This window comes from uncultured Boseongicola sp. (assembly GCF_937988555.1).
GTDB lineage: Bacteria > Pseudomonadota > Alphaproteobacteria > Rhodobacterales > Rhodobacteraceae > Boseongicola.
Map to the genome: position 1 here is coordinate 1 of NZ_CALJXO010000061.1, position 20945 is coordinate 20945.

Annotated in this window: 18 protein-coding genes and 3 pseudogenes; 17 read left to right on the forward strand and 4 right to left on the reverse strand. The window is 57.8% G+C overall.

The window, feature by feature from the left end; translation table 11 throughout:
• The coding region (locus Q1B15_RS03645; protein WP_299750301.1) for a metallophosphoesterase at nt 1–1407 on the forward strand (1407 nt) is incomplete at its 5' end.
• A 272-nt stretch (nt 1408–1679) separates the two neighbouring features.
• Here Q1B15_RS03645 and Q1B15_RS03650 read toward each other — a convergent pair.
• A pseudogene (locus tag Q1B15_RS03650) lies at nt 1680–1960 on the reverse strand (hypothetical protein); the annotation flags it as partial.
• Nucleotides 1961–2325: 365 nt separating this feature from the next.
• On the opposite strand from Q1B15_RS03650, the gene Q1B15_RS03655 reads away from it, so the two are divergent.
• Nucleotides 2326–2739, forward strand: a complete 414-nt coding sequence (locus Q1B15_RS03655) for a hypothetical protein (RefSeq protein WP_299750305.1) — start codon at nt 2326–2328, stop codon at nt 2737–2739.
• A 579-nt stretch (nt 2740–3318) separates the two neighbouring features.
• On the opposite strand, the gene Q1B15_RS03660 is transcribed toward Q1B15_RS03655, so the two are convergent.
• The gene (locus tag Q1B15_RS03660; RefSeq protein ID WP_299750308.1) at nt 3319–4785 is read right to left on the reverse strand and encodes an aldo/keto reductase; all 1467 of its coding nucleotides are present in this window, start codon (nt 4783–4785) and stop codon (nt 3319–3321) included.
• Nucleotides 4786–4900: 115 nt separating this feature from the next.
• On the opposite strand from Q1B15_RS03660, the gene Q1B15_RS03665 reads away from it, so the two are divergent.
• The 15 genes and pseudogenes from Q1B15_RS03665 to Q1B15_RS03735 all read left to right on the forward strand — a co-directional run bounded on the left by Q1B15_RS03665 (nt 4901) and on the right by Q1B15_RS03735 (nt 19996).
• Entirely contained in the window at nt 4901–5275 is a 375-nt protein-coding gene (locus Q1B15_RS03665; RefSeq protein WP_299750312.1) for a TIGR04076 family protein, read from the forward strand.
• Nucleotides 5272–6348, forward strand: a complete 1077-nt coding sequence (locus tag Q1B15_RS03670; protein WP_299750315.1) for an aldo/keto reductase — start codon at nt 5272–5274, stop codon at nt 6346–6348. Before Q1B15_RS03665 ends, Q1B15_RS03670 begins: the two co-directional genes overlap by 4 nt.
• A complete protein-coding gene (locus tag Q1B15_RS03675; RefSeq protein ID WP_299750318.1) occupies nt 6341–7114 on the forward strand; it encodes an ABC transporter ATP-binding protein in 774 nt (257 codons plus the stop codon). Before Q1B15_RS03670 ends, Q1B15_RS03675 begins: the two co-directional genes overlap by 8 nt.
• Nucleotides 7107–7835, forward strand: coding sequence for an ABC transporter ATP-binding protein (locus tag Q1B15_RS03680; protein ID WP_299750320.1), 729 nt, complete (start codon nt 7107–7109; stop codon nt 7833–7835). Before Q1B15_RS03675 ends, Q1B15_RS03680 begins: the two co-directional genes overlap by 8 nt.
• Nucleotides 7832–8746, forward strand: a complete 915-nt coding sequence (locus Q1B15_RS03685) for a branched-chain amino acid ABC transporter permease (RefSeq protein WP_299750323.1) — start codon at nt 7832–7834, stop codon at nt 8744–8746. Before Q1B15_RS03680 ends, Q1B15_RS03685 begins: the two co-directional genes overlap by 4 nt.
• Entirely contained in the window at nt 8743–9702 is a 960-nt protein-coding gene (locus tag Q1B15_RS03690; protein ID WP_299750325.1) for a branched-chain amino acid ABC transporter permease, read from the forward strand. The genes Q1B15_RS03685 and Q1B15_RS03690 overlap by 4 nt, the downstream gene beginning before the upstream one ends.
• Before the next feature lie 13 nt (nt 9703–9715).
• Nucleotides 9716–10978 carry an ABC transporter substrate-binding protein gene (locus tag Q1B15_RS03695; protein WP_299750328.1) on the forward strand — a complete coding sequence of 421 codons (1263 nt, stop codon included), beginning with the start codon at nt 9716–9718 and terminating at the stop codon, nt 10976–10978.
• Nucleotides 10979–11130: 152 nt separating this feature from the next.
• A pseudogene (locus Q1B15_RS03700) lies at nt 11131–11655 on the forward strand (IS6 family transposase); the annotation flags it as partial.
• 470 nt (nt 11656–12125) lie between these two features.
• Nucleotides 12126–13202 carry a transporter substrate-binding protein gene (locus tag Q1B15_RS03705; RefSeq protein ID WP_299750331.1) on the forward strand — a complete coding sequence of 359 codons (1077 nt, stop codon included), beginning with the start codon at nt 12126–12128 and terminating at the stop codon, nt 13200–13202.
• Nucleotides 13199–13807 carry an ANTAR domain-containing protein gene (locus Q1B15_RS03710; protein WP_299750334.1) on the forward strand — a complete coding sequence of 203 codons (609 nt, stop codon included), beginning with the start codon at nt 13199–13201 and terminating at the stop codon, nt 13805–13807. Before Q1B15_RS03705 ends, Q1B15_RS03710 begins: the two co-directional genes overlap by 4 nt.
• Nucleotides 13804–14691, forward strand: a complete 888-nt coding sequence (locus tag Q1B15_RS03715; RefSeq protein ID WP_299750337.1) for an ABC transporter permease — start codon at nt 13804–13806, stop codon at nt 14689–14691. The genes Q1B15_RS03710 and Q1B15_RS03715 overlap by 4 nt, the downstream gene beginning before the upstream one ends.
• The gene (locus Q1B15_RS03720; RefSeq protein WP_299750340.1) at nt 14691–15611 is read left to right on the forward strand and encodes an ABC transporter permease; all 921 of its coding nucleotides are present in this window, start codon (nt 14691–14693) and stop codon (nt 15609–15611) included. The genes Q1B15_RS03715 and Q1B15_RS03720 overlap by 1 nt, the downstream gene beginning before the upstream one ends.
• A gap of 20 nt (nt 15612–15631) precedes the next feature.
• Nucleotides 15632–17248 (forward strand): ABC transporter substrate-binding protein, encoded by a 1617-nt coding sequence (locus tag Q1B15_RS03725; protein WP_299750343.1) that lies wholly within the window; start codon nt 15632–15634, stop codon nt 17246–17248.
• A 4-nt stretch (nt 17249–17252) separates the two neighbouring features.
• Nucleotides 17253–18212 (forward strand): acetamidase/formamidase family protein, encoded by a 960-nt coding sequence (locus tag Q1B15_RS03730; RefSeq protein ID WP_299750346.1) that lies wholly within the window; start codon nt 17253–17255, stop codon nt 18210–18212.
• Nucleotides 18209–19996: an ABC transporter ATP-binding protein gene (locus Q1B15_RS03735; protein ID WP_299750349.1), complete on the forward strand. Its 1788-nt coding sequence runs from the start codon at nt 18209–18211 to the stop codon at nt 19994–19996. The genes Q1B15_RS03730 and Q1B15_RS03735 overlap by 4 nt, the downstream gene beginning before the upstream one ends.
• Before the next feature lie 114 nt (nt 19997–20110).
• Here the strand turns inward: Q1B15_RS03735 and Q1B15_RS03740 are convergent, their stop codons facing one another.
• Both Q1B15_RS03740 and Q1B15_RS03745 read right to left on the reverse strand, forming a co-directional pair.
• Nucleotides 20111–20740 (reverse strand): IS630 family transposase, encoded by a 630-nt coding sequence (locus Q1B15_RS03740; RefSeq protein ID WP_299750351.1) that lies wholly within the window; start codon nt 20738–20740, stop codon nt 20111–20113.
• Nucleotides 20703–20945, reverse strand: a pseudogene (locus Q1B15_RS03745) (IS630 family transposase); the annotation flags it as partial. The pseudogene Q1B15_RS03745 and the gene Q1B15_RS03740, both read right to left, overlap by 38 nt.

A 20945-nucleotide genomic window follows, 5' to 3' on the forward strand; every position in this document is an offset into this window, starting at 1 on the left:
GCCTTGGTTTGCGCACTGGATATTCTGGTCGAGCGAGGCGTCCGTCTCGTGATGATAGCGGGAGACCTGACCGACGATGGCCAAGCTCCTAATTGGCGTGCTTCTGCGAAAGTGTTGGATCGTTATTCTCAACGACATAACATGCGGTTCTTTTTGACACCGGGCAACCATGACCAGTGGTGTGGCGATGGCAAGCCCTTGCGAAAGGAGATGGTCAGTTCCCATGGAACGACCTTTGCGGTGTCGGGCGACAAATCTGACGAGACGGCACGCTTCGCACCAGAAATGTTCCAGATCGGGCAAGCTGACGTTCTTAACTACGCCTCGGGGTTCGGATTTTGTCGCCATTCGGACGACCTGCACTGGGAAACTCCTTTTGGCTCGTCAGATGAATTGGCAAGCCGCATTGGCATGGTGTCTCGGGCAGGAAGGGACCCCGTGGAATTGCCGGATCTGTCTTATCTTGTTGAGCCGGTAGAAGGGCTTTGGATCCTGGCGATTGATGCAAACGTCTATTTGCCGAACGAAAGTGGATGGCGTGACTTTGGAAATGAGGGCTGGACTGCCGTATCGCGACACAAGGCTTGGCTGCTTGACTGGATCAGCGATGTCTCCCGTCGCGCAAGGGCGTCAGGTAAGCAGCTTTTGTCCATGTCGCACTTTCCGGCTTGTGATGTGCTTTGTGGGGTTCCGCGCGGGTTGGCCGAACGTGTCATGCCAACTTTGGACGTGGCGCATGCGCTTGCGCGCACTCGGATGGGACTGCATTTCAGCGGGCACTGGCACATCAACCGCACTGGTGCTCAGACCGTCGGAGATGATTGGCTGGTAAATGTCGCTGTGCCTTCAACGGCGAGTTTTCCTGCGGCGTTCAAACTGGTCGATTTGCAAGGTACAAAGGCTCGGATAGAAACACTTCGGTTGGGGTCGGTCTCAGGGTTTAATGCTGCCTTCGGGCACTACATTGCGGAACAACCAATGTCGCAGTTGGCTCAGAGCGATAACTACGACAGCTTCTTGGCTCTGCATTTTGCGGGCCTCATTGGGACGCGCTTTCTGGTGCAAGACTGGCCTGAGGCGTTCTGCGCATCGTTAGAAGGGTCTACGCTGGCGGAAATCCTGGCTAGGATAGGCTCTTGTGTGCCCGAGATGTCCGGCTCAATCCCTGCGCGTTTGGCTATGGAGGACTTTTATGCGCTTGAGCACGGTGGGCAGTTGGCCGGAGTGCCCTCAGGCCGCTTGGACGTCTACACACGCCTTGACGCGTCCGTTCTGACGGAGAGTTCTGACAGTGACCGCAGGCTTTTCCAGGGTCTGGCTCACTACAGTCAGGCACTGCCGGACGATACTTTCAGTGTGCATCTATTGGATGGAACGATCATGACTGGTCCTGTCAGAGGTATCTAGCTTGAGCCGGGTTGGGTGGCAGTTTAGCGTCCTTCGATGACAAAACGCTCCCCTTTCCGGTATTTCAAGACATGCCGACTTCGTCCGCACTGCAGACTTAGATGAATTGAAATGCCTGCAAAATGTACGAAGGTCCGCTTCAGAGAAGCTGCGGCGCAGCATCGCAACCCTCGGTCAAGGTCAGCAATGGGCCGGTCGTGTCGCTCGACACAAGGGGCGGAAAGCAGACCTTCGCTGCGGGGTTCGCCGATGTCTGCTATGCGCGTGTGGTTTCAACGGGTTGCTGCAACACACGCCTCAAATTTCTCTGCTGGGGTTTGATATTGCAAGGTCTTTCGAGGCCTCTCGTTGAGCTGGCGAGCGACTGCGCTCAGCTGTGCTTGGCTAAAGCCCGATGTATCAATGCCTTTCGGGAAGTACTGGCGAAGAAGTCGATTGGTGTTTTCATTACTCCCTCTTTGCCACGCATTGCCCGGCAGGCGATTGCGTAGCAATCTGCCGAGAGGGGTGACTGAGGATCACAAAAATAGACGTCAATCTTTGTAGCCATCGATGACGATGCACGGTCAAAACGCCGCCCAATTGAACTCAGTGGCTCTCCACGCTGCCATCGACCCCACATCTCCGATTTCTGTTGAGCCGTATAAAATGTCCGCTGACGATACTTCATGCTTAACACTCCATCTTTCCAAAAAGACTAAAGTGTTGCGACCACCCTTTGAACTCACAGGGACAAAGCAGCCTTTGGCAGATCAGGTCATGTGAGCCAGTCAGTTTTGACCACCTGCACCTATCAGGGTCCTGCGAATTGGATGTCGCGCGAAACTCTGTGGCTGTCGGAAACGAAGTTTCCTGAGTTGTTGAGGATCTGAGCTGGGGATAGTATGCCCCGGAACTATTCAGAACGAGAGACAAAAAATGGCCCCGAACAGCCTTGGCATCGTCGTCCTCCTGGGGCTTCTGGCAGGGCCCGCCCTTGCGGATTGCGCGGCCGACAGTCTTGCGGCAACGCCGCCTGAATTTTACACGATCCTGCCCGCGCCACCTGATCCCGCGCTTCGACCGGTGCTTCCTGAATGCTTGCGCGGACTTTCCGGGCCCGAGCAGGAGAATTGCCCTCGGGACGAGATCACCGCCTATGGCACGGCCGTCGAGACTTGGGTTGCCGCACTGAATTCCTATGTCACCAACACCAGCCGGTTTGCAAACGAAGCGGCGGTGTTCGCCAATTCCGCGATCGACTATGCGCAGGAAGCACGAACCTATGCCGATGTCGCGTTCGAATTCGCAAATTGCGAAGCAGCGGCAATCTACGACGCGTCCGAAAAATAAGCCGGCATTTCCCAAGTAGAACGCCCTCCCTTCCGTGCTGCTGCCGTTTTGCGCACCTTTGGGCTCTGGGTCGCCATTGGATGTCTTTCACTTTTGCACGCAATGGCTGAGTTCTGGCCACTATCGTCGTGTCACAAACGATCGTTTTTGGTACATTAGTTGTGGTAAAGGGAATATTGTCCGCTGTGGGACTGAACTGGAACTCGCGCAATGCGCGCGCGTTCAGCAGAAAAAACCTGAACCCATTGTCGGCCTAGCCGCCGAAGCAAAGCTCTGTCAGAGCGCGTAGTCTTTGCAGAACGGCGTATCTGGTAATTTGGCTGCGCGGTGTTGGCCTTCAGTCAGTCAGCACATTAGCTAAGAATGCATCGATCGCGTCGCGGACCTCGGTGCCCGACTCTTCCAAGACCCACATGACGTGCTTTTGGAGCCATTTCTCGACAACCAGAGTGATAACATCAATACCAGCTTCGCCCCAGCCTCCGAAAGTGTTTCCAAATGTGGACGCGCTTCGGTTAGGTCGCCAGGTCGAGTGCGCGCGCATTCCGGCTTAGAACTTCCGAATTGCGAATGGGTTTATCAGTCATTGCTGACCGCCTCGACTTCAATTTCGACGCGGTATCCACCAATCAATCCCGCAACTACAATTAAAGTATTTGCCGGTTTGATGTCGCAGAAATACAGCCCGTGTGCTCGTGAAACCGCTTCGACGTCGGCCTCGTCCACAACATAAATGCGCGTGCGCACAACGTCTTCAACAGAAGCCCCCAAGGTTTCAAGCGCAGCCAGGATTTTGTCGATAGTGTAGGTCGTTTGCGCGCCGGCATCGTTAATAGCCACAACCCGGTCAGCACCAGCCGTGGCCGTCGTGCCTGAGACAAGGATACGATTGCCGATCTTCTGTGCGCGCGCATATCCCGCAATATCTTCCCATTTCGATCCGCTGAGAACCTGCCTACCGCCGGCGCGATGCGGCGCATCGGTAGCCTTGTGGAGCATTGGCATGGAATCCAAATGGTGGCTGAGATCGCCGCTTGCCGTCAGAAATGGCGGTTTGCGATATTCGTCGCCGCAATCGCCGGGCACCTGGCGGGTGGCTGAAAATGCTTCATCCAGTCTGTCGTGATCTTCGCGATCCAATGCAAACGAAAAGAGCCGCTGATTGTCGTCCGTATGCACGCGTTCGCCAAGGCGCGCGCCGACGATGACACCAGCGACGGCAGGGTGCTCCAGCACCCATCGTGTGGCGACGTTTGATATCGAGATATTGTGTTTTTGTGCAATCGTGTTCGCCGCGGACAGAATGCCTTGGAAAGCCTCCCAGCCGCCGGTCACGTCGATGAAACGCTTGTATTTCATTTTCGACCAATCGGGGATGTCCTTCGGTTCGGCCTGTGCCAACCAACGGTCTGACAGGAAGCCGCCGCACAGTGTCCCGTAAGCCAGAAGCTTGGCGTCGGTGGCAGCGCAAAGGGCGGACAGTTGATTTGCTGCGCGCCGGTCAACCAGCGAGAAAGATACCTGATTGGTCAACAGCGGGACGCCATCGGATAGGGCGATTTGCAGATGTGCTGAGTCAAAGTTGGTAACGCCGATTTCGGCGATCAGACCTTCGCTGCGCATCTCTGCAAGCTCGTGCAGGGCATCAAGCCATGCAGCGTGCTTAAAACTCCACCAATGAAATTGCAGCAGATCGACGCAGTCCACACCGAGGCGCGTCAGCCGATTTTCAACACCGGCGCGCACAACGTCGCGGGTCATCGGGCCTGGCATTGGACACCATTTGGTGAAAGCCAGCGGACGCGGCGCTCCGCCCCTTGCCAGCAAACGTCCGGCGATGATCTCGGCACTGCCATAGTGATCGGCCATGTCGAAGGTGTCGAACCCACGCTGAGCGTAGGCGTCCAGCCAATCGGCTCCCGCTTCGGGATCAATGGTGTCACCGTTCTTCTCAATGTCGGCGACCTGCCAGAGGCCTGTCAGAACGCGCGAAATCTCCAACTTGTCGGAAAGACGAAGGCGGTCTGGGCGGTTTTGGGCGGTCATAAGGCGTCCTCGCTTCCAAGTGACTTCAGGCGAAAAGGGCTTGTGAGCCAGGCCACATTCGATAACCTACCCAGATAAGACTAGGTGTTGGGGACAGTCCAGCAGAAGGACGGGAATGGATCAAGGCAAGACCGGGGAATTCTGGCTGTACGATTTGAAAGTCGAGACCGTCCTGGACGGCCGAACGCCGGTTTGCCGCCACATAGAGGGCGACAGCTTTCGGGTGGAAGGAGAAACTTTGGTGTTCGAACCCGGAACGCACATTTCGATGTATGCGCTGGCCGCGGTGCTTCCTCTCTTGCCGGTCAAGCAGCGGATGACAGATCCCAACGATTGGGTTAGCACGGATGCCGAAGTTGCCTGTCCCGATCCCCATTGTGGCGGGCGGTTCAGGATCACGCGACTGGGCAAGCGTCGCTTCACTCATGCCGCCACAACGGGCCTGCTAGAAGCACGCGGCGAAGCCTATTGGCAAGCGGACAAGTCATGAGTCTGGACACCATTCAGCTGCGCCCGGGCTATGCCATTTCGCGTGTGATCAAGGGCGGCTGGCAATTGGCTGGCGATCACGGACCCGTGGAACGTACGGACGCGGTGCGCGATATGGAGGCGTTTCTGGACGCTGGGATCACCACGTTTGACTGCGCGGATATTTACGTCGGTGTGGAAGAGATGATCGGCGATTTCATTGGCGACATTCGTGCGCGGCGCGGCGCCGCGGTTGCGAACCGGGTGCGGGTGCACACCAAGCTAGTGCCGGATTTGGGGTTGCTGGAGAACATTCAGGCCAAGGATGTCGAGGCGATCATCGACCGGTCGCTGAAGCGGTTGCAGATCGAACAGCTTCATCTAGTGCAGTTCTTTTGGTGGGATGTGTCCTTGGGCAATCCTCAGGTGGGGCTTGAGGTGCTGAAGCGGTGTCAAGAGAAGGGCAAAGTTGCGCATCTGGGCGTCACGAACTGGGATGCGGCCGAAACGCAGCCATTTCTTGATACGGGCTTCGACGTGGTTTCGACGCAAGTGCAGTATTCCCTGCTGGACCGGCGGCCCGAGAATGGACTGACGAATTGGGCCTTGGCGAACGATGTGCAACTTCTTTGCTACGGTACTTTGGCGGGCGGGTTTCTGACGGAGCGTTGGCTGGACCAGCCCGACCCGGGGTTCGAGTTCGAGAACCGCAGTCTGATCAAATACCGTCTGATCATCGACGAGTTTGGATCGTGGGAAACTTTTCAGCGCCTCTTGAGGGTGCTAAAGTCAATCGGCGACAAACACAGCGTTTCGCTTTCCAGCGTTGCCACCCGTTGGGTGCTGGACAAACCTCGGGTCGCCGCTGCCATCGTGGGCGCGCGTTATGCCCGGCACCTGCCGCAAACACTTGAGGTGTTTCGTTTCGCTATAGATGGCGAAGACAAGGCTGCTATCCAGGCGGTTCTGGCCGCTGCGCCAGGACCTCAGGGGTCGGTCTTTGCTTTGGAACGCGACCGCAACGGACGGCACGGGCGGATAATGAAATACAACCTGAACACCAAGCCTGACGACAAGGTGCTTGGGAGTGGATGACGCGATCCTTTCTGTTCACAGCCTAAGTCGTAGCTTCGGTCAGATGAAAGCTGTGGACAACGTGTCTTTGCGTGTCCGCCGTGGTTCCATGACTGGATTGATTGGCCCCAACGGTGCGGGGAAATCTACACTTTTCAATCTGTTGACCGGCGCTTTGAAGCCGGATGGCGGTACGGTGCGGCTGGAAGGCCGCGATGTCAGTGGCCTGCCGCCCAACCAGTTGTTTTCGCTTGGATTGGGGCGCACCTTTCAAATCCCACGTCCTTTCGTGCGAATGAGTGTGCTGGAAAACGTTATGCTCGCGCCGCCGGGACAGACCGGCGAGACCGTGACGGGACCATTCCTGTTTCGCACCCACATGCGCGATGAGGAACGGCGCATCCGCGACAAGGCCTTGGAGGTGCTGGATTTCGTTACACTTGGGGCTCTTGCCGACCATCCGGCGGGACAGATTTCGGGCGGTCAGATGAAGCTGCTTGAACTGGCGCGCGTCTTGATGGGCGATCCCAAGCTGATCCTGCTTGATGAACCTGCTGCCGGTGTGAACCCGGTTCTGACAGAAACCCTCATCGGCAAGATTGAAGAGCTTAACCGGCAAGGCACCACCTTTGTGATCATTGAACACGACATGGATTTCGTCATGCGCCATTGCGATCCGGTGATTGCGCTGGCCGCCGGACGCGTGATTTTCGAGGGCACAAGCGACGAAGCTTTGGCCAACCCGGTGCTGCTGGATGCTTATCTGGGGGCGACTACGGATGAGTGAGTTAATCCTTCAGGTTAGTGATGTTACCGCTGGCTACGTGCCTGATTTGCCCATCTTGCGAGACGTAGCGCTGACGGCGCAAGCTGGGCAGATCACTCTGATCATCGGGCCAAATGGGGCGGGCAAATCAACGCTGATCAAGGCGATTGCCGGATTGATCCCTGTCAGTGGTGGCAAGATTACATTTGATGGCAATGATATAACCGGCATTCGCACTGATCAGATCTCGGAACGCGGAATTGCCTATGTCCCGCAAACCGACAACATCTTTCGCAGTCTGACCATTCGTCAAAATCTTGACCTTGCCCTGCGTCGAGCGGGCGATGCGACAGCCGCACTTGCCCGTTTGTTCGAACAATTCCCTGCACTGGCCGACAAACATCGAGACAAGGCGGGCACCCTGTCGGGCGGTCAGCGGCAGTTCCTTGCAATCGCCATGGCGCTCGCCTCTAGCCCGCGCCTGATCCTGATGGATGAACCTTCTGCCGGACTGTCGCCCAAGGCGGCACAAGAGGTGTTGGAACATGCCCGCGCGCTCACTGCTGATGGCGTTTCGATCCTGCTGGTCGAGCAGAACGTTAAGCAGGCGCTTCGGCTGGCCGACCATTGCTTCATTCTGGCCGAGGGGCGCAATCAGGTGGACGGGGCGGCGCTCGAATTGCTGAACGACAAGGTCGTAGGAGAGATCTACCTTGGCGGCAGGCGGGTGGGCGCCGCATGATCCAGAACCTGATCGACGGGGTGCTGACCGGCTCTTACATCTCGCTGGGCGCAATTGGCCTGACGCTGGTGATGCACATCCTGCGGTTCGCCAACTTTTCGCACGCCGAGCTATTGTCGCTGGGCGCTTATGTGGCGTTGGTTTTTGACGCGCTGGTCTCAAACCTTGTGCCCGTATTTGCGGTGAAACTTGCACCACTTTCGCTGACCTTTGCCCTAATCTTTGCAATCTTCGCGTCGATGGTGCTGACAGGGCTGTCGGCTTTAGTAATCGACCGGCTCGTTTTCAAACGCGTGCGCGAAAAGGGGCAAGAGCTTTCGATGGTCTTTGCGAGCTTTGGCATGGCGCTGGTGATCCGTAACGTAATCGGTCTGATCTTCGGTCTAAGTCCCGAGCTATATTCCCGCGACATCGCCTTTGCCATGGTCCTGAGCCGCGATCCTTTGATCCTTGTGAAGCCTGATCAAGTTTTCGTCCTGATCGCCGCTCTGATATTGATGCTGATCCTGCACCTGATACTGTCGCGTACCACCTTTGGCTATTCGTTGCGCGCGGTGGCCGAGAACCCGTCGCTGGCGCAGGTTAACGGCGTCAACCTGCAACGCACCATCATGTGGGTCTGGCTGATTGGCGGCGGGTTGGCCGCCGTGGCTGGTGTGTTTTACGGTCTGAGCCACCAGTTGATCCCGGTGATGGGGCGGGACCTCGTCTTGCCAATATTCGCCGCCACGATCGTGGGCGGGATCGGCAGCGTCTACGGCGCCGTTCTGGGTGGTTTCATTGTGGGCATTGCGGGCAATATGGCGCTGGTCGTGCTGCCGTCCGGCTATACGCCTTCAGTGCCGTTTCTGCTGATCCTTTTGGTTCTGATGATCCGCCCCAACGGGCTTTTCGGCGAGGCGCGGGCATGATCGGCGTGGTCTCATACCTTGTGTTCTTCGCAACGACCGCGTCGATCCTTGCCATCGCGGTGCTTGGGCTGAACCTGCAGTGGGGCAACACCGGGCTTTTCAACGGCGGTGTCGTCGCGTTCTTCGGCGCGGGCGCTTACGGCACGTTGATTTTGGGCGGCACGCCACAGGCCGGTCATCTGGGGGGCTTTGGTCTGTTCTACCCGTTCGCATTGCTAGGCGGAATGGTGGCGGCGGGGCTGATGGCGTGGGTGGTTGGCTTGCTGACCCTGCGTCTCAGGCACGATTATCTGGCCATAGCGACTTTTGGCGTTGCCGTTGCCTTCGAGAACCTGATGCGCAACGCGGAATGGCTGGCAGGCGGCGCCAAGGGCGTTCGTGGGTTCGAGAGGCCGCTGCGCGCGGCCTTGGGGGACGGTTTCCTGTACAATCTGCTGTTCTTCGCAGTCGTCCTGCTGATCCTGATCGCCACCTATCTATTCCTTGAACGCCTTGTCTCCTCACCCTTTGGACGCCTGTTGCGCGCGATCCGAGAGGATGAAGAAGCCGCGCAATCCCTTGGCAAAAGCCCTTCAAAAATTCGACTGACGGCCTTCATCACCGGCTCCGTGATCCTTGGTCTGGCCGGTGGGCTTTACGGCACATTTTACGCCTTTGTCAGCCCGCAAGATGTGCTGCCCACGTTGACTTTCCAAATCTGGGCGATGCTAATTGTGGGCGGCGCGGGCAATAATAAGGGCGCGATTTTCGGAGCGTTTCTTATCTGGGGCGCGTGGACGACTTCGGGTTGGGCGCTGTCACGTTTTGCGCCCGTTGAGGCACAGCTTTACACCGGCTCGGTTCAATTCATACTGATCGGGTCTGTCATAGTCGGCATGTTGATGTGGCGGCCACAAGGGTTGCTGCCGGAACGGCTTGTCGTCTCACAAAGGGGAAACCCCCCATCGAATGAGTAGGGAGAGAAGGAATATGTTTAAATTCAAGAATTTAGGGGGCGTACTGGGCCTTGCTCTGGGGCTGGCGATGATGTCCGGCACAGCGCACGCACAAGATTGCACAACCAAGATCGGAGCCGTGTTGCCCACGTCAGTTGACTGGGGCCGACCCATTGCCGAAACCGCGCAATTCGCTGTTGATCAGGTGAATGCCGCTGGTGGTGTTGCGGGCTGTCAGATCGAAATGGTGCTGCGTGACACTCAAGTGGACCCCAAAGTGGGCGTGGATGCGGCTAAGGCGCTTGTCGATCTTGACGGGGTCAGCGTGCTGCTGGGCGCCGTGTCCTCAGGCGTGTCGATGCCGATCCTGACGTCAGTGACTGTGCCGAGCGGTGTACTGCAGATGTCCTGTTGTTCCTCGTCAACCGCGTTCACTGGATTGGCCGAAGAGGGTAAGACCAAGGGTTTGTGGTTCCGTACATTTGCCACCACCGGCGTACAGTCCGCAGTGGGTGCCAAGGTCGCCGCCGACCAAGGCTACAAAACCGTGGCCGTCATGTACAAAAACGACGACTGGGGGCAGGACATGGCCCGCTTGATCGCCGCTGATTTTGCTGCCGTTGGCGTCGAGGTAACATCTTCGGTTGCGGTCAATGACGGACAGCCGAGCTATCGTGCGGAAGTGACGGAGGCGCTGGGCAGCCAGCCCGAAGCGCTTTACCTCGCGCTTTATCCGGCCGAGGGCACAGCCGCAGTCCGCGAGTGGATCTCGCTTGGTGGGACCCAGAACATGATCCTTGCCAATTCGCTTAAATCTGATGAATTCCGCGATAATGTCGGCATGCAGTACCTTGGCTCGACACTTGGCACCGATACGGCCTCGCCACGTTCGGACAGTGCCGATGCCTTCCGTGCAGCTTACTTGGAGCGGTTTGACTCTGAGCCGAACGGCCCCGGTCTGGCAAACAGCTATGACGCGGCGATGATAGCTCTTTTGGCGATGGAGGCGGCTGGTAAGGACGCGTCGGGTGCGGATGTTGCCGCAGCGATCGCCAAGGTCACTGATCCGAACGGCACGCCGGTCAGCGCGGATACTGCGGGCTTTGCAGCTGCGAAAGAGGTGCTTGCTGGTGGCGGAACGGTGATGTTCCAAGGGGCCACAGGCAACGTGCGCTTTGATGGCAACGGCGACGTGTCCGCTCCTGCAGTTGTTTGGTCGTTCTCGGAAAGCGGCACAGACGAGGTCGAGTACATGTCGTTGAACGAGGTCGATGCGTTTATTGCTTCACTGAAGTAGGCGTAGTTGAACGGTAAATGCCGTTTTTTGAGGGTCGTCTTAATTGGGCGGCCCTCGCGGTTTTGTCAGAAGGATTTGAGTTGAGACGGGCAGGGGGCACTGTCAGATAAAACCGGCTTGAGCCGGGCAGGGTGTTTTCGTAGCCTGGTCGGATGACAAAATGCAGCCCATTTCGCTATTTCAAGACAAGTCCGGAAATCATCCGTCTGGCGGTGATGATGTATGTCCGTTTTCCTCTTTCACTTCGGAATGTCGAGGACCTGCTGCACGAGCGCGGGATCGACGTCAGCCACGAAACGGTGCGGTTCTGGTGGAACAGATTTGGCCTAATGTTCGCCGCTGAAATCCGTGAAAACCGGGTCAATCGGATGCGTGCTCATTCGAATTGGCAATGGCATCTGGACGAAGTTTTTGTGAAGATCAACGGTGAAACGCACTACCTGTGGCGAGCTGTAGATCACGAAGGTGAGGTGCTGGAAAGCTATGTTGCCAAGCGCTGCGACCGCAAAGCGGCGTTGAAATTCAGGAAAACAATGAAGCGCTTTGGCCAACCACATGTCATCGTGACCGATCTACTGCGGTCTTACGGCGCCGCGATGAAGGTCATCGACAACGCAGATCGCCAGGAAACAGGGCGCTGGCTCAACAACCGGGCCGAGAATTCACACCCGCTGCCTGACAGTGGTTTGCTTGCAAACATGGGGCGACGCACATAGCTGAGGATGCTGCGTCGCAGCGGTCCGGTTCGAGCCCAGAGCAGAATTAGTTGTGGAACTTCACACATGTATCTTGGTCTATCAAACGTCCAGGTTAGTCCACGGCAATGTCGTACCAGGGCGAAGAAGATATTCGCACTGCCTTCCCAATCTCTACCGAATTCAATAACGTCCAGAGAATGGCCAATATATTTTGTGGCAGTTAAGAGCGAATTTGGAAAAAATTATGAAAAATTTGTCTATTTTCTAAGCTCTCTGTCTTCATTCCTGGAAAGATCTGCCAGTACGCATAAAGATCTTGACTGTCGTGAGGAGCCGCTACACCTTTATCGTCAATCTAGCTAAACATTACTCGGCATTCGCGCCCCGATCTGTTCGCCTTGTTTTCAAGGCGTCACAGGACGGGGTTGTTTGTTTTATCGGGGACTTCTGTGAAACGCATCGTAACACTAGGCCTGCTTTTTTCCCGCAGTGGCAGCTATGCCCGGATAAGCGAGGCATGCCTGACAGGCGCGGAAAATGCCATCGCGCGGCTTAATGCAGATCCCACGCGGTCGATTGCATTTGAATCGGTATCGCGCGATCCCGGTGGCAATGTGGATCTATACGGTCCGCTGTGTGAGGAAATCCTGGCCGAGACTCCAGCACGCCATATCATCGGCTGCGTCACCTCTTGGAGCCGTAAGGAGGTCATCCCGACGCTGGAAAAATACGGCGGAACCTTATGGTATGCTGTTCCTTATGAGGGATTCGAGGCATCGGATCATGTTGTGTATCTTCATTCCTGTCCGAACCAGCACCTATTGCCACTGCTGAATTGGACATTCCCGACATATGGGCGACGAGGCTTTCTGACTGGCAGCAACTATATCTGGGGTTGGGAAATGAATCGCCTTGCGCGCGAGACGATCCTTGCCGCTGGCGGCGACGTGCTAGGAGAACGCTATCTGCCGATTGGCGCCGTCGATGTGGACAGGATGATTGACGAAATTCGTGCCACGGCACCCGATTTCATCCTCAATTCCCTGATCGGGCCATCGTCATATGCGTTCCTCAAAGCCTATGCCGCCCTTGGTGAAAGCGATGCTCGATTTAGGCCAGATAATTGTCCGGTTCTGTCGTGCAACTTGACTGAATGCGAACTTGGCGAAATCGCTGACTTTGCAGAAGGTCTGATCGCCACCGGTCCTTATTTTCGACAAGACCCCCGTGCCTTCGGTAGCAGTCACGAGGCGGCAGCGGATTGTGCCGTTCAGGCTTTGGCGGACCTACTGGAAGACAGAACTGCGGAACAGAGCCTAAATATTGGGGACTTGCTGCAATCGCCCGCGGGGCTGAACAGCGGGATCGATGCCAAGACCCATCACACCGACCAACCGGTCCTGATCGCGCGGGTCCAGGATGGCGCCTTTCGCGTGGTCTTTGACGGTGGCGTGCTGCCGGGTGATCCGTATTTGACGCGGCCGGTTCCGGTTGGGGCGCACCATCAGTTGCGGATCGTGTCATGAGGCGGAATGTCCGGACCGTCGATCTGGGTGGCGCGCATGCCATCGTGTTGCATCGCCCACATCCGGTCGTGACGGCGCTGACGCGGCAGTTGCAGGCCGTCGGCCTGAAGGTCGACGCCTGCTGGCCGGAATTGCAGGCCGATGCACTGGCCGCTGATTTCGTGTTCTTCGACGCTGATATGGGGTTCGATGAACAGTTTCCGTGGACGCAGGGCGAGGCTCCGATGCCACTGATAGCATTGATCGGGTCAGAGGCGCCGGGTCGCGTGGAATGGGCCCTGTCTACAGGCGCCAATGCGCAGATTTTGAAGCCTATCGGCGATAGCGGCGTTTACAGCGCGTTGTTGATTGCGAGCCACGCCTTTGAGGCGCGGCAAGCGCTGGCGGCAAATGTAGCCGATCTGCGCCGGCGTCTGGGCGAGCGCCAGACCGTGGTGCAAGCCGTGGTCAGGCTAATGGAAAGCAGCGGTTCGGAACAGGCCGCTTATGCGGCACTGCGGGCCGAAGCGATGGACGCGCGGATCTCGCTTGAAGAGGCCGCTAGCCGTGTTCTTGCCCGGATCAACTGCCCAACCCAAGGCTTCCCGAAGGGTGGTGCTGCATGAGTGATACGACGATGAAATCCATCGCGCGTCGCCCGGACAGCGCATGGGTGCGGCTGCGGCGCCGCAAGATGGCGCTAGTGGGCATGGCGCTGGTTATTCTTATTTTTGGTGCGTCGATCCTCGCGCCGTGGATCGCGCCCTATGATCCGTTCGAGCAGCATTTCGATGGTCTGACGCTCTTTGGAGAGCCACTGCCGCCGGGTGGCGAATACCTGCTGGGCACGGATCTTTTGGGACGGGACCTGTTCAGCCGGTTGCTTTATGGCGCGCGGACCTCATTGATAATCGGTGTCGTTGCCAACGGGATCGCATTGATCATCGGGACGGTGGTCGGACTGACAGCGGGCTTTTTTCAGGGGTGGATTGGTGCCGTTCTGATGCGGTTTACCGATCTGATGATGGCTTTCCCAGCCCTGCTGTTGGCCATTTGCCTTGCGGCCGTCTTTCAGCCGTCGCTTTGGATTGTGGCGTTCGTGATCGCGATGGTGAACTGGGTACAAACGGCACGGGTCATCTATACCGAAACAACCGCCCTGACCGCCCGGGATTTCATCGCCGCTGAGCGGACGTTGGGTGCGAGCACAGCGCGCATTCTGTTTAAGCATATTCTGCCGCATCTCGTGCCGACGATCATCGTCTGGGGCACGCTAGGAATTTCGACGACTGTGCTGCTTGAGGCGACTTTGTCCTACCTTGGCGTAGGTGTGCAGCCACCCACGCCAAGCTGGGGCAACATCATCTTTGAAAACCAGACCTATTTTCAGGCCGCCCCTTGGTTGGTGTTCTTTCCCGGCGCCGCCATCGTTGTGCTGGCGCTGGCTTTCAATCTCGTCGGCGACGCGCTGCGCGATGTGCTGGACCCAACGCTGCGGGGGTCGGACTGATGGCGGGCTATATGCTGCGACGACTGGTGCAGGCCGCCTTGATTCTGCTGGGCGTGTCGCTGATTACCTTCTTTTTGCTCTACGTTCTGCCCGCCGACCCAGTGCGCCAGATCGCTGGCCGATCGGCGACACCGCAGACGGTGGCGAATATCCGGGCGCAACTGGGTCTGGATCAGCCGTTTATCGTGCAATACGGGCGCTATATGGCCGGGCTGTTGCAGGGCGACATGGGTCGCAGCTATTTGCAAAAAACCGATGTGGCAACCCTGATTGCTGCGCGCTTGCCAGCATCCTTGCTGCTGATGGCGGCGGGGATCGGGGCGGAGCTGGTGATCGGGCTGACCATGGGCGTCATTGCTGCCCTATGGCGTGGGCGCGCGGTGGATAGTGGGTTGATGATGACCTCATTCGTTACTGTGTCGGCGCCACAATTCGTGGTCGCACTATTGCTTCTCTACCTGTTCGCTGTGAAGCTTGGCTGGTTCCCGATTGGTGGTTACGGCACGCCCGCCCATCTGGTGTTGCCCGCGTTGACCTTGGGCATTCTGGGGTCTGGCTGGTATGCGCGGATGATGCGATCCAGCATGATCGAAGTGCTGCGCGCCGATTTCATCCGCACCGCCCGCGCCAAAGGGCTAACCCGGCGCCGCGTGATCCTGCGCCATGCCATGCCCAACGCGATCCTACCGATCATCGCGATGATCGGTATTGATATTGGCATTTTCATGGGCGGCATCGTGATCGTCGAAGGTGTATTTGGCTGGCCCGGTATTGGCCAGTTGGCATGGCAGGCGATCCAGCGCGTAGACATTCCGATCATAATGGGCGTCACGCTTGTGTCCGCCTGCGCCATCGTGCTGGGCAATCTGCTGGCCGATCTGATCACACCACTGATCAACCCCCGTATTCGAATTCGGTAACCACTAACAGGAGAAAGACAATGAAAAAACTACTCACATCCACCGCGCTGATCGCGGCAATGGCGATGCCAGCCTTTGCGCAGGAAACGCTGGACCCCAACGCCCAATCCGGCGGTGGGATCGTCGTGACATACAAGGACGATGTCGCCACTCTGGACCCCGCTATCGGCTATGACTGGCAGAACTGGTCGATGATCAAATCGCTGTTCGACGGGCTGATGGATTACGCCCCCGGCACTACCGAATTGCGCCCCGGTCTGGCTGAAAGCTATGACGTGTCCGAAGACGGCATGACCTTCACCTTCCACCTGCGCACCGGCGTCAAGTTCCATAACGGGCGCGAGATGACGGCGGACGATGTGAAATACTCGCTCGACCGTGTCACCAACCCAGTCACCCAGTCACCCGGCGCGGGCTTCTTTGGGGCAATTGCAGGTTATGACGCAATGGCAGATGGATCTACAACGTCGCTGGGGGGGGTCACCGTCATCGACCCCGCCACGGTTGAAATCACATTGTCACGCCCCGACGCAACCTTCCTGCATGTTATGGCTCTAAACTTTGCTTCCATCGTCCCGTCAGAGGCTGTGGATGCCGCCAACGGCGATTTTGGCAAGATGCCGGTGGGCACAGGTGCCTTCAAACTGGACGAATGGACCATCGGTCAAAGGTTGGTGTTCGCCAAGAACCCCGACTACTGGCGCGCGGGGCTGCCCTATCTGGACACCGTGACCTTTGAGGTTGGACAGGAACCCATTGTGGCACTGCTGCGCTTGCAGAACGGCGAAGTAGACGTGCCCGGTGACGGCATACCACCCGCTAAATTCCAAGAGGTAATGGGCGATCCCGAACAGGCCGCGCGCGTGGTCGAAGGTGGTCAGTTGCAAACCGGCTATATCACCCTGAACGTCACCATTCCTCCGCTCGACAATGTCGATGTCCGCAAGGCGATCAATATGGCGATCAACAAGGACCGGATCACCCAGATCATCAACGGCCGCGCCGTGCCAGCGACACAGCCGCTGCCACCGTCCATGCCTGGTTATACCGAAGGTTACGCAGGTTACGCCTTTGATCCCGAAACTGCCAAGCAGATGCTGGCTGATGCGGGTTTCGCTGACGGGTTCGAGACCGAGCTTTTCGTGATGAATACCGACCCCAACCCGCGCATCGCACAGGCGATTCAGCAGGATCTGGCGTCGATTGGCGTCTCCGCATCGATCCAATCGCTGGCACAAGCCAACGTGATCGAAGCAGGCGGCGCTGGCACCGCCCCAATGATCTGGTCTGGCGGCATGGCGTGGATTGCTGACTTCCCAGATCCGTCCAACTTCTTTGGTCCGATCCTGGGCTGTGCAGGCGCAGAGGAAGGCGGCTGGAACTGGTCGAAGTTCTGTGTTGAAGAAATCGACGCCGAAGCGACTGCCGCTGACAGCATGCTGGACCCGACAGCACCAGAGCGGCTGGCAATGTGGTCTGACGTCTACATGAAGGTGATGGAAGAAGCGCCTTGGGTGCCGGTGTTCAACGAACAGCGCTACACGATGAAATCTGCACGCATGGGCGGTGACGACAGCCTTTATGTTGATCCGGTGTCGATCCCGGTGAACTACGACTACGTCTACGTGACCGAGTAAGACCATGTGCAAGGCTTGTGATTATACGATCCACGGCGCGCAACATCATTTCGGTTGGGACAATTCATTTGACCCGGTCGAACGGGTGGAACCGGGCCAGACGATCAAATTTCACTGCCACGACAGTTCGGCGGGCCAGCTTGGCCCGTCGTCCACCGTGGCGGATGTAGCAACGCTAGACTTCGGCAAAATCAACCCTGTCTCTGGCCCGATCTGGGTCGAAGGGGCGGAACCGGGTGATGCGCTGAAAATCACGCTCGACAGTTTTACGCCGCAGGCGCAGGACGGCAAAGGCTGGGGCTGGACTGCGAATATCCCTGGTTTTGGTCTGCTGGCGGATCAGTTCACCGATCCTGCCCTGCATGTCTGGACATATGATCCAGATAGCATGGCACCAGCAATGTTTGGCAAGGAAGGGGCTGTGCCGCTCAAACCCTTTGCGGGGACCATCGGCAATGCGCTGGCGGAACTCGGTCTGCATTCCATCGTGCCGCCCCGGCGCGTCGGTGGCAATCTGGACATTCGCGATTTGGCGGCTGGCACCACGCTCTATCTGCCGGTTGAGGTTGCAGGTGCGCTGTTCAGTGTCGGCGATACCCACGCCGCTCAAGGTGATGGTGAAGTCTGCGGCACTGCGATTGAAAGCCCGATGGACGTGGTTCTGAAACTTGATCTGGTGAAAGGGGCCAACCTCAAGACGCCGCGCTTCACCACGCCTGGGCCTGTCACTCGGCATCTGGATGCCAAGGGCTATGAGGTCACAACCGGCATTGGTCCTGACCTGATGACCGCCAGCCGAGATGCGGTTTCCAGCATGGTCGATTTCCTTTGCGCCACGCGCGGCATGGCGGCGGTTGACGCCTATATGCTGGTCAGCACCTGCGGTGACCTGCGGATATCTGAGATCGTGGATATGCCAAATTGGGTCGTCAGCTTCTACTTTCCGCGCTGCGTGTTTGAATGAACCTGACCGCTAAACATCCGTCTGACGCCGCCCCGGCGTCAGACGTTCCTGAGCCGACCCTGTCGGTGCAAAACCTTTCTGTTTCGGTGGAGACCCAGACCGGTCCTTTGCCGCTTATCAAGAATATCAACTTTACGCTGGCACGCGGCGAAACGTTGGCGCTGGCAGGCGAAAGCGGGTCGGGGAAATCGATCACGTCGCTTGCGATCATGGGGCTTTTGCCGCCGCCTGCCGTGCGGGTGTCAGGCGGCAGTATTATGCTGGGCCACGAAACCCTGACGACCCTTCCTGAGGCAGATCTGCGTGCGCTGCGCGGCAACCGTGTCGCGATGATTTTTCAGGAACCGATGACCAGCCTCAACCCGATCATGACCATCGGAACCCAATTGATCGAGGCAATCCGCGCCCACGCGCCGCTATCCCGCGCCGCTGCGCGGTCCGAAGCACTGGCAGCCCTGCGCGCCGTTCGCATGTCAGAACCCGACCGCAGGATGCACCAATTCCCACATGAATTATCCGGCGGGATGCGACAGCGTGTAATGATCGCGATGGCGCTTGCACTAAAGCCCGACGTGCTGATCGCCGACGAACCAACGACCGCTCTTGATGTAACCGTTCAGCGGGAAGTTCTGGAGTTGCTGCGCGATCTGCAAAAGGCGCAAGGCACCGCAATTTTGCTGATAACCCACGACATGGGCGTCGTTGCGGAAATGGCTGACCGTGTCGTTATCATGCGCCAAGGCCAGATCGAGGAGACCGGCACAGTCCATCAAATCTTCGCTGCCCCGCAGCAGACATACACGCGTGACTTGCTTGCAGCTGTGCCGCGCATGGGCCAGGGCGGCGTGCCTATATCGCGAAAAGAGGCACCAGTCATCGCCGATCTGCGTGACGTTCAGGTGCGTTATGATATCAGAGGCGGCGTCTTGAACCGCGTAACACACCGGGTTCACGCGGTGGAAAGTGTGAGTTTTGACATTCGGACAGGAGAGACATTTTCCCTTGTGGGGGAATCTGGATGTGGGAAATCGACGATCGCACGCGCCATCGTCGGGCTCGTGCCACATGAGGGGGCGATCCATATCGCGGGGCAACGGGTTGGCACCATGACCGCACAGACGAGAAGGCGGCTGAGTGCGGTCACGCAGATCGTGTTTCAGGATCCCATGGCAGCACTGGACCCCCGGATGACTGTGGGCGAACAGATTGCAGAGCCACTGCTTATTCATGGCGAGCACGACGCCGCCAGTCGCCGCGCCCAAGCCGCTGCATTGATGGACAAAGTTGGGTTGACTGAGGCGCAGCTTGATAACTACCCTCATGAATTTTCAGGCGGACAACGTCAGCGGATATGCATCGCCCGCGCGCTGTCACTCACGCCGAAACTGATTGTTGCAGACGAAAGCGTCTCGGCGCTGGATGTGTCGGTGCCGGCGCGGGTTCTTGACCTGTTGCGAGCACTCAAGGACGAATTTGGCATCGCGATGTTGTTTATAAGTCATGATATGGCGGTGGTGGAAAATATCTCTGACCGCGTCGCGGTCATGCATCTGGGCCAGATCGTTGAGATCGGCAGCCGTGGGCAGGTATTCGGCAATCCGCAACATCCCTATACGCGGCGGCTGATGGCCGCGGTGCCTGTCCCAGATCCATCATTTGAGCGAATGGTGGAAAACAGGATTTCCGACGATGTGCCGACACCTCTGCATCCCATTGGTCATAACGTGATCCGCCACCAAATCTTGCAGGTGTCTGATGGGCATTTCGTCGCCGAAACGGACTGACGGCAGATCCGTTTTTCGGACTGCACCTTAGAGACTTTCCAACCAGACTGCGCGATTGCCTGCTCTGTTCTGTATCATGATCACCGTAGAAATCGCCGCTAGAGCGTGTCGGGTTTAATCGGTTCCGTATCCAGCAGCTTTGAAAAAATTGTAGCATTCCTCGTCGCTGAACAGGTCGCAGATGTGGCCAACGGCTTGCCAAAGCTGGTCATATGTTCGGGCAGCGACCTTTCGGATCAGGGCTTTCAGCTTTGAGAAGGCCATCTTGATCGGATTGAGGTCAGGGCTGTAGGCAGGCAAGAACAGGAACCATGCAGCGACGTCGCTCAAGGCGCGGGCGGCACCGGGGCTTTTGTGACTGGACAGGTTGTCAAGAATGACGACATTGCCCGGACGCAATGTCGGGGCAAGCTGAGTTTCGACGTATAGATCAAACATCTCGCTGTTCATGGCTCCGTCGAGGACCCAAGGAGCGTCCAGCCTGTCGTGTCGCAGAGCGCCGATAAAGGTCTGCGTGCGCCAGTGTCCGAACGGCGCATGATCGACCAGGCGTTGCCCGCGCGGGGCCCATCCGGTGGTCTTGACCATGTTGGTCTTGACGGATGTCTCGTCGATGAATGCCAGCCTTTGCAGATGGTTGGCCATGAAGGGCTGGCGCTTCGTGATCCAGATGTGCCGCAGGTCGGCGACGTCCTTACGCTTCTGTTCAAGCGCTTGCAGGTCTTTTTTTGTGTGACAGCCCAAGCCGGTGTAGAAGCCGACCGACCGACGAGCGATGCACCATAAGCCCGTGGTCCACGGCCAGTTCCGCCGTCAACTCGTCAATCGTCAGATCGGGCTGAGCCGCGATCCGCGCACGTACCCAATCCTTGACACTTGTCAGCTTGCCGCGCCCAGGATTGCCCTGCGGCTTGGGCGCAAGCGACCCGGTCTCGCGCTTGAGCCGCAC

Excerpts from the sequence above, each read along its gene's own strand:
- Q1B15_RS03665 (WP_299750312.1), top strand. The coding sequence starts at position 4,901 with ATGGATCAAGGCAAGACCGGGGAATTCTGGCTGTACGATTTGAAAGTC.
- Q1B15_RS03695 (WP_299750328.1), top strand. The coding sequence starts at position 9,716 with ATGTTTAAATTCAAGAATTTAGGGGGCGTACTGGGCCTTGCTCTGGGG.
- Q1B15_RS03710 (WP_299750334.1), top strand. The coding sequence starts at position 13,199 with ATGAGGCGGAATGTCCGGACCGTCGATCTGGGTGGCGCGCATGCCATC.
- Q1B15_RS03735 (WP_299750349.1), top strand. The coding sequence starts at position 18,209 with ATGAACCTGACCGCTAAACATCCGTCTGACGCCGCCCCGGCGTCAGAC.
- Q1B15_RS03670 (WP_299750315.1), top strand. The coding sequence starts at position 5,272 with ATGAGTCTGGACACCATTCAGCTGCGCCCGGGCTATGCCATTTCGCGT.
- Q1B15_RS03655 (WP_299750305.1), top strand. The coding sequence starts at position 2,326 with ATGGCCCCGAACAGCCTTGGCATCGTCGTCCTCCTGGGGCTTCTGGCA.
- Q1B15_RS03720 (WP_299750340.1), top strand. The coding sequence starts at position 14,691 with ATGGCGGGCTATATGCTGCGACGACTGGTGCAGGCCGCCTTGATTCTG.
- Q1B15_RS03680 (WP_299750320.1), top strand. The coding sequence starts at position 7,107 with ATGAGTGAGTTAATCCTTCAGGTTAGTGATGTTACCGCTGGCTACGTG.
- Q1B15_RS03715 (WP_299750337.1), top strand. The coding sequence starts at position 13,804 with ATGAGTGATACGACGATGAAATCCATCGCGCGTCGCCCGGACAGCGCA.
- Q1B15_RS03730 (WP_299750346.1), top strand. The coding sequence starts at position 17,253 with ATGTGCAAGGCTTGTGATTATACGATCCACGGCGCGCAACATCATTTC.
- Q1B15_RS03725 (WP_299750343.1), top strand. The coding sequence starts at position 15,632 with ATGAAAAAACTACTCACATCCACCGCGCTGATCGCGGCAATGGCGATG.
- Q1B15_RS03660 (WP_299750308.1), bottom strand. The coding sequence starts at position 4,785 with ATGACCGCCCAAAACCGCCCAGACCGCCTTCGTCTTTCCGACAAGTTG.
- Q1B15_RS03690 (WP_299750325.1), top strand. The coding sequence starts at position 8,743 with ATGATCGGCGTGGTCTCATACCTTGTGTTCTTCGCAACGACCGCGTCG.
- Q1B15_RS03685 (WP_299750323.1), top strand. The coding sequence starts at position 7,832 with ATGATCCAGAACCTGATCGACGGGGTGCTGACCGGCTCTTACATCTCG.